This window comes from Pseudoalteromonas citrea (genome assembly GCF_000238375.3).
GTDB lineage: Bacteria > Pseudomonadota > Gammaproteobacteria > Enterobacterales > Alteromonadaceae > Pseudoalteromonas > Pseudoalteromonas citrea.
The window spans coordinates 726453-732536 of the sequence record NZ_AHBZ03000012.1; the positions used below are offsets into that span (position 1 = coordinate 726453).

4 protein-coding genes are annotated in these 6084 nt (G+C 42.6%); 2 read left to right on the forward strand and 2 right to left on the reverse strand.

Features of this window, described 5'->3' with window-relative positions; translation table 11 throughout:
- Positions 1-28: 28 nt before the first annotated feature.
- Positions 29-2482, forward strand: coding sequence for a S9 family peptidase (locus PCIT_RS03295; RefSeq protein ID WP_010361310.1), 2454 nt, complete (start codon positions 29-31; stop codon positions 2480-2482).
- Positions 2483-2727: 245 nt separating this feature from the next.
- Positions 2728-3432, forward strand: coding sequence for a response regulator transcription factor (locus PCIT_RS03300; RefSeq protein ID WP_010361309.1), 705 nt, complete (start codon positions 2728-2730; stop codon positions 3430-3432).
- 11 nt (positions 3433-3443) lie between these two features.
- Here PCIT_RS03300 and PCIT_RS03305 read toward each other — a convergent pair whose 3' ends face one another.
- Both PCIT_RS03305 and PCIT_RS03310 read right to left on the reverse strand, forming a co-directional pair.
- A complete protein-coding gene (locus PCIT_RS03305) occupies positions 3444-4958 on the reverse strand; it encodes a YifB family Mg chelatase-like AAA ATPase (RefSeq protein ID WP_010361308.1) in 1515 nt (504 codons plus the stop codon).
- Between the two features lie 24 nt (positions 4959-4982).
- Positions 4983-5597 (reverse strand): trimeric intracellular cation channel family protein, encoded by a 615-nt coding sequence (locus PCIT_RS03310; protein WP_010361307.1) that lies wholly within the window; start codon positions 5595-5597, stop codon positions 4983-4985.
- Positions 5598-6084 lie beyond the last annotated feature (487 nt).

Genomic DNA, 6084 nt, shown 5'->3' on the forward strand with positions numbered 1-6084 from the left:
AATATTTTTACCTACAATAGGCTCAACTATGATTTTCCGTACCGCGGTTACATTATTGCTCTCTGCCGCAGCAACACAACTGGCTGCAGCCCCGCTAGATGAGAGTAAAATCCAGTTTATCGGTCCATTGGGTACCCAAAGTACCATAAAACCACACAATACACCGCATCAAAAAAGCATAATTAATAATTTGCTACCTCACCTGCAAAAACAAGACCAAGAGCTTGAAGTATTTGGTCAAAATCGTTCGTGGCAAAGTCTTGAACAAGTGAATGCGCTCACCGTTAATGGTATGCAAGCTCTGCGTTTCAATTTTAGCACGACACGTTTTGTTGAAGGCACTCTTGCCCTAACGGGTATCGAAAAAGCCCATGTATTTCTCAATGGCGAGCCATTAAAAGGGAAAAATGAATTTTCCATTCATGCGGTCACAGGCGACCATCAGGTGATTATTATCACTGAGCAAGTAGATGACTGGAAAAAAGTAGTCGTTGATTACACACCAAAAGCTGAGCATGATGAGATCGTTTTGACACAAAAAACGACGACTGCACTATCGGCAAAGCAACTTTATGATGCGCCAACAATCAGTGCTATCTCACTTTCACCAAATGGAAAATTTTACGTAGCGACAGAGCGCCATTACCAAGCAAACCGTAAAAATGCAGCAATTAGCAATACCAGCCTGAAAAACATCAAGGGAGACGTACTATATCGCCTTTCTGGTGTGTCAGCGTCACAAGTATCATGGTCACCAGACTCAAAGGCCATTGTGTTTACGCAAGATAAACGTGTCTCTATACTCAATATTAAAGATTTCAGTATAAAAACCGTTGCAGAACACTTTAAAGGCGCATCTGGTTATCAATTTTTCGACGAAGATACGCTCATTTTCTCGTGGTCAAATACACCTGATGACAAGCATACACTGGTAAAGCATTACTCAGGCCTTGAAGATCGCTGGTCATATGCGCGCTCAATAAGCCAGCCTTTTTTACTCGATGTAAAGTCTGGATTAGTCAGTACCATTTCTGAGAGTAAACTGAGCACTCGCATAGCTGATTTTGATAATGAACGTAATACAGTACTTGTCACTCGTAACCCAGTTGATTACGCCGCGCCTCCACATATGCTCACTCAGTTAGTGGAAATTGACTTATCGAACCACACAGAAAAAACGCTTGGTGAATATAGAACATTTAACCGAGCTAAATACACAGACAAAGGCATTTACGTTATAGCGGGCCCTGACTTTAGCCAAGGCCTTGGTAGAAACCTGCCAAAAGACATGCTAGCCAACAATTACGATGGTCAGCTCTACCTGTTGAATAATGATGGCGAAAAACCGCAAGCTCTCAGTAAAAAATTCGACCCTGCAATTGGAGGCCTACAGGTACTCAGCAATGGCGATGCAGTGCTGAATGTTACGGACAAAGATACAAAACAGCTTTATTTATATGACGAAAGTAAGCGTCGCTTCAAAAAGCTGAACACAGGCTTTGATGTTGTAGAACGGTATAGCGTATCGGATAGTCAGAAAGGGCAAGTTCTTGTCACAGGCAGTCAAGCTTCATCACCACAAGCACTGAGCTTGGTTACCGTAAAACGTAACAAAACAAAAGTGCTATGGGACTCGAAACCTGTTGCTTATGATAATAGCGAAATCGCCGCTTTGGAGGAGTTTAACTTTACCAATGAGTCTGGCACGCAGATCAGTGGCCGCGTTTACTTACCACATAACCTAGATACTTCGAAAAAGCACCCGGCATTAATCTACTACTATGGCGGTACATCACCAGTTTCAAGAGGCTTTACTGGCCGCTATCCATTTAATCTATGGGCAGCACAAGGCTATGTAGTTTATGTAGTGCAACCAACAGGCGCGACAGGGTTTGGACAAGAATTTTCAGCCAAACATGTCAATGCGTGGGGCGAACATACTGCAGATGATATTATCCAAGGTACTAACGAGTTTTTAAAAGCCTACCCATTTGTCGATAAGAACCGTTTAGGTAACTTAGGTGCATCTTATGGTGGTTTTATGACGATGCTGCTGGCGACCAAAACCGACTTATTTAGTGCATCTATTGCACATGCTGGTATTTCTAATATTACCTCATACTGGGGCCAAGGTTGGTGGGGCTACTTATACTCAGGCGAAGCATCTAAAAACAGCTTCCCATGGAATAACCCATCTCTTTACTCGCAACATAGTCCAGTATTTCATGCCGATAAAGTAACAACACCTTTATTATTAGTGCATGGTGATGCTGATACCAATGTGCCTCCTGGTGAGAGCCATAATATGTACACCGCACTCAAGCTACTTGGTCAAGATGTTGAACTGATTGAATACAAAGGCGCTGATCATCAAATTATTGTACGCGACCGCCGTTTCCACTGGTGGGACACAATGCTTGCGTATTTTGATATGCACCTAAAAGATCAACCTCAGTGGTGGAACCATATTTACAGCAAATAACTTGATTGGGTGAGAGGGCTATGCCCTTTCACCCTATTTTTTGTATGGATAAAATATGCAGCAATATTTAAGCATATGACGCTCATACTTTTTATTTACGAGCCCTCTATTAACAATAAAAACCTGATGTACTGACAGTATTGTACTTATTACGCATTTTTTCTCACAAAATAGTCTTATTGTACTTCTCAGCTGACTTTTGTCAGTGCTAATATAGAGGTAATTATTGATCAGATAGCGATACTATGAGCATCCACGTATTATTAGTAGAAGACGACGAACTTTTAGCCAAGCGTATTTTAAATCACTTTGCTAATACTGAGTTTTCGATCGACGTCGATAATACCGGCGCAAGTGCGTTAGAAAAGGTACAAAGTAGCCAGCAAGAACCGAATAAAATTACCCTCGCCATTGTCGATATTGTATTACCTGCAACTGATGGACTAGAGCTTGCCAAAGAGCTTAATACATTGACTGATATTGGGGTGATCATGCTCTCAAGCAGAGACTCTCAAGCAGACCGTATAGCAGGCTTAGCACAAGGTGCTGATGACTACATCTGTAAACCTGTTGATTTATTAGAGCTTGAGTTAAGAATGCGGGCGTTATGTAAACGCTTGACCATCGCCGATGATCAAGATGAATCTGAAGAATTTATTGAATACGCCGACTTTAAGCTTCATCCAGACAACCGCACATTGATCAACGGCCAAGCTGAAGAGTCGCGACTCACAGAGGCTGAGCATAAAGTACTCATTTGCTTAATCGCCAACGCCGGTAAAGCCACTTCAAGAGAGAAAATATCAGAAGATATCGGCCAACCTGATTGGAGCCCCAGCGACAGAACCGTTGATGTGTTGATTGGTCGGTTAAGAAAAAAGCTGGGTGACGAAAAAGAACAAAAAAGAATTGTCACAGTGCGCGGTAAAGGCTATATGCTTTCTGCTTAACACAACCATTCTTAATACCGAGTGAGTTGAGACAATAGCCGCTCAAACGCTCGGTAACTTAACGCCTCTTTAATATCTATTAGGTCTATTTGCGCTCTTCCGGCCATGTCTGCAATGGTACGTGCAACTTTTAATATACGATGATATGAACGCGGTGATAAGTTAAGCTTCTCGGTCGCAGCACCTAAAAACTGTGATTCTGCATGGCCTAATTTACAAAACTGACTAAGCGCTTTGTTGCCTAACAATGCATTGCACATCCCTTGCCGCTCAATGGCAATACGGTGCGCAGTGTTCACTCTATTTCTGATGGTTTCACTTGATTCTGCACAAGTTTCAGTTTGTAGCTCTTGTGTGGTTAACCTTGGTAGTTCAATTTGTAAATCAATTCGGTCTAAAAATGGCCCTGATATTTTTGATAAATACCGAAGTACTTGATCTGGTGTGGCTCGCTTATCTGAAAGAGACCCAGTCGGGCTAGGATTTAATGCTGCGATCAGCTGAAACCGAGCAGGAAAATCAACTTGGCGAGCGGCTCTAGAAATTGTCACCAAACCGGTTTCCATCGGTTCACGTAGGGAGTCGAGAACCTTACGCTCAAACTCGGGCAATTCATCGAGAAATAACACACCATTATGGGCCAGAGAAATCTCTCCCGGCTTAGGATTGGATGACCCCCCCACTAAAGCCACCGCCGAGCAAGTATGATGCGGGCTTCTAAATGGGCGATTCCGCCAATTCTCTATATCAATGGCTTTACCAATTAATGAATATATTGCGGCAGTCTCAAGTGCTTCATTATTTAGTAATGTGGGCATAATCGACGGCATACGCTGTGCCAGCATCGACTTACCTGTGCCTGGCGGCCCTAAAAATAGTGTGTTGTGGCCTCCTGCTGCAGCAATTTCTAATACACGCTTTGCTCCACTTTGGCCTTTCACTTCGCTCATGTCTAAAGGCGAGCCAACTGAATGTGTGTTTACCGAAGGGTACTTCATATTTAATGGTAGAGCGTCTTGACCTTGTAAATCTAACCACAATGCTTGTAGCGAGTTTACCGCCTTTCTATTACAGTGTTGCGCTAAACTGGCAACCTGATCATTGCCTTTTGGAATGTAGCAACACCTCTGCGCTTTCTCCGCGGCGAGTACTGCTGGCAAAATAGCATGGACCGAATGCACCTCACCACTTAATGTCAACTCGCCATAAAATTCGTAATGGTGTGACTGAAATGCCTGTAGTTGCTTGGAAGCCACTAAAATACCCACCGCAATCGCCAGATCATAGCGCCCACCCTCTTTCGGTAAATCAGCAGGGGCTAAGTTAACGGTGATCCGTTGCTCAGGGAATAAAAACTTTGAATTGGTTAACGCAGAGCGTACCCGCTCTCGGGCTTCTTTTACCGAGGTTTCAGGTAGTCCGACAATATGAAACGCTGGTAACCCATTGCTTAAATGGACTTCAACGGTTACTTCCGGAGCAGAGATCCCAACTTGGGCTCGCGTATAAACTTTAGCAAGTGACATATCCTTGTCCCTTTGATTACTGAACTATTCTGGGTATTTAAATATATGGATCACCCACTTGTAATACATTGCCAACAAGCGCAGTCCAAGGGTTGCTGACATAGCACAAACCATAATGACTTCAACAGGTAACGCCCAGTGTGATAACTGAGTATATACTATCCCACCGAATATACACGTGATCGCATACAGCTCACCCTTTAATAAAAGTGGCATATCACCCGCTAGCACATCTCGAATAACTCCACCAAAGCACCCGGTCATCACCCCCATTATGATGGCTGTTGTATCCGGCATCCCAATAGAAAGCGCTTTTTGCACCCCCATTACGGCAAAAAATGCCAGTCCAAACGCATCCGCTATTTGCAACATTTGGCGGGGGATCTGTTTATGTCGATTTAAAAAAATGACACTAATAATGATAGCAACAGCAATCGCAACGAAATAGCTGGTGTCATGTAGCCAAAATACCGGAACATCTAAAATAATATCGCGTAAGGTGCCACCGCCTATACCCGTAACTGTAGCCAGAACCACCACACCAAAGCCATCCATGTGTTTACTGTGCGCAATTAAAGTACCTGAAATAGCAAATACCATTACACCAAGCAAATCAAACCAATGAAATAACTCCGTCATATCAAATCACATCCTAAAAATAGCTTATAAAAGGCCAATTCTCACTAAAATTGGCGGCACGATATTATAAATAACAGCATATCAAAAATAACAACTCTTCCTTATCTACACTATATTACGAAAAATCATTGTCATTCTTACAGGCTAAATAAAGAAGCCCCTTTAGCAAAGCCTTGTTTTAAAGCCTATTACGAGTTTATTGATAGTTGTAGTAAAGCTTGGTACACATTAATCCAAGACATCGATACATCCAAAAGGTCTATGTGCTAGAAACTGAGCAATAGTGTAGTTTTTAATTAATGCAATTGGTATTAAACAGGTTGGTACAATTATTAAAGATTGTTTTGGATCCTGACCTTCGTCAGGAAGACAACGGTGTAAGTTCAATACATCCTTCTGTATGACCCTTTTGTCTTCGTGTTCGTCTCCCTGAACTGGTTTCAGGGTCCATAGGGTTTTCACTGCACTTTCCTAAACCCCAAATGCA

Bases quoted from the DNA above. Each gene is read 5' to 3' on its own strand.
- PCIT_RS03305 (WP_010361308.1), bottom strand. From the start codon at position 4,958: ATGTCACTTGCTAAAGTTTATACGCGAGCCCAAGTTGGGATCTCTGCT.
- PCIT_RS03300 (WP_010361309.1), top strand. From the start codon at position 2,728: ATGAGCATCCACGTATTATTAGTAGAAGACGACGAACTTTTAGCCAAG.
- PCIT_RS03310 (WP_010361307.1), bottom strand. From the start codon at position 5,597: ATGACGGAGTTATTTCATTGGTTTGATTTGCTTGGTGTAATGGTATTT.
- PCIT_RS03295 (WP_010361310.1), top strand. From the start codon at position 29: ATGATTTTCCGTACCGCGGTTACATTATTGCTCTCTGCCGCAGCAACA.